This is a genomic window from Parabacteroides sp. merdae-related_45_40 (assembly GCF_001915675.1).
This window is the reverse complement of sequence record NZ_MNQY01000025.1, coordinates 1-2,129: the sequence shown is the minus strand read 5'-3', so window position 1 is coordinate 2,129 and position 2,129 is coordinate 1. Positions and strand designations below refer to the sequence as shown.

Sequence of the window (2,129 nt, the reverse complement as noted above, 5' to 3'; positions counted from 1 at the left end):
ATCTGTGAGGATAGGCATTACGATACCAATATTATCATCCAAGTCGTTATACGACTCCTCGGCAAACATCGTTACTTTATCTTTCTTCATATATTCTTTATCATAGTTGCGGAATATTCCTTTATCGCCCGCAATTCTATTTCATACAATAAACGTGCCAAAGTTACTATTTTTAACTCAATTCCGATTACTTTTGCACAAAACAATTGTCAATTACTATGTCAAATCCTTTTTTCCAATTCAAACAATTTACCATACGTCATGATAAATGTGCAATGAAAGTAGGAACCGACGGTGTTCTGCTCGGTGCATGGGCCGGAACGGAATCGTGCAACCGCATACTGGACATCGGGACAGGGACCGGACTGATCGCCCTGATGCTGGCTCAACGCAGCAAGGCGGCTATCGACGCTATCGACATAGAAGCCGATGCCTGTCTTCAAGCACAAGAAAATGCAGAATCTTCCCTTTTTGCAGGACGGATAAATGTCTTTCATTCCGACTTGGTCGATTTTGCACAAGCCAGCACGCATCTATATGACCTGATTGTATCCAACCCTCCTTACTTCGTCGATTCATTGAAATGCCCGAACCTACAACGGAACACGGCCCGCCACACCGATACGCTGACATTAGAAGATTTGTTGCAGTACAGTCGCAAACTGCTTGCCCCACAAGGACGTATTGCCCTTATCCTGCCTTACGACCAGAAAGATCGTCTTACGGATTGTATTCAAACACAAAATCTATTTCTTTCGAAGGAAGTCTCCGTCATCCCCGTACCCGATGCACAACCGAAACGACTGTTGGCCGAACAGACATCAGAGCCACCCGCCTCTCCCGCCTTCTCCGATCGGCTGACCATCGAGATTGCAAGACATCGGTATACTGACGAATATATCAATCTAACCAAAGACTTTTATCTAAAGATGTAAGGGAGTTTCTTATCGAAAAAACGGGTTACTTCACCAAACAGATTCTGTACCTCCTCCGTAAAAGAAACAGTTTCCGGAGTCAATACGTTCAATGATTTGGGAAGAACGGAGATTTCGATCCGGCTGTCCGCCATGATCGGCTCTCCGTCCAGATGCATGACTCCTGGATTCTGACGGATGATAGTCACCTCTTTTCCTTTGAATGTCTTGATCTTGCTGTTACGGTCGATCTGTTTCGTAAACAACTGAATAGCCAACGGTGCAATGTCCAGCGGACCGAAAGGGGAAAGGATTGTAATATCCATTTTGCCATCCTGGATATTGGCATGCGGAGCGATAAACGCATTGTTACCATACTGCGAAGCATTCCCGCAAGCCACCAAAAACGCCTTTTCCTTAACCGTCTGGTTATCGATCAAAAGTTCATAAGGTTCGGGTTTGTAGCTCAGATATTCTTCCACCGTATTTTTTATATAGGTAAGCGAACCGCGGCGTTTCTCCCCGGCAAACTTTTGGCTGACCGCTGCATCAAAGCCGACTCCGCAGGTACAAAAAAAGACACGTCCGTTCGCCTTGCAACAGTCGATTGTCGAAACATGCCCCTTTACAATCAGATCAATCGCCCGGCGTACATCCATCGGAATATGCAATTCACGCGCCAAACCATTGCCGGAACCTTTCGGGATAATCCCCAGCACCGCACCTGAGTGGAGCATGGCACGGGCAATCTCGTTCACAGTTCCGTCTCCCCCGACCGCAATCACGCAATTGGCCCCTTTATCAAGGGCTTTCCGCGTCAGTTCGCTGGCATGTCCGGGATATTCTGTAAAAGAAATTTCCACACAACAATTTCCGCCCGCAAAGGCGGTTTCAATCATTTTCGGAATCTTTCTTTTCGAACCGACACCCGAAATCGGATTTATAATGGCCTGTATATTGATTGTTTGTCCCTCCATTCTTGCTGTTACTTACTTTGAGAGGACAAAAATAATGCTTTTGTAAAACTTTTAAAGCATTTCGGCTACTATAAGTTATTTTTTTACTACTTTTGCAGCTGGATTTGCCGAAACATAAATATTATAGTAGTAAGCAGATCTGGGTTCTTTTAGAATAACAACGTAGCGAGAAAATCATTCTCTGTTAATTATAATATGAAACTTTTACAAGAGAAACTATCAAAGTACGATGCACCTC

2 protein-coding genes are annotated in these 2,129 nt (G+C 44.6%); one reads left to right on the top strand and one right to left on the bottom strand.

Features of this window, described 5'->3' with window-relative positions:
• Positions 1-218: 218 nt before the first annotated feature.
• Positions 219-935 (top strand): tRNA1(Val) (adenine(37)-N6)-methyltransferase, encoded by a 717-nt coding sequence (locus BHV83_RS00440; RefSeq protein WP_286755293.1) that lies wholly within the window; start codon positions 219-221, stop codon positions 933-935.
• On the opposite strand, the gene BHV83_RS00435 is transcribed toward BHV83_RS00440, so the two are convergent.
• Positions 920-1,891, bottom strand: a complete 972-nt coding sequence (locus tag BHV83_RS00435) for a diacylglycerol/lipid kinase family protein (protein ID WP_005640973.1) — start codon at positions 1,889-1,891, stop codon at positions 920-922. The genes BHV83_RS00440 and BHV83_RS00435 overlap by 16 nt on opposite strands.
• Positions 1,892-2,129: the final 238 nt, after the last annotated feature.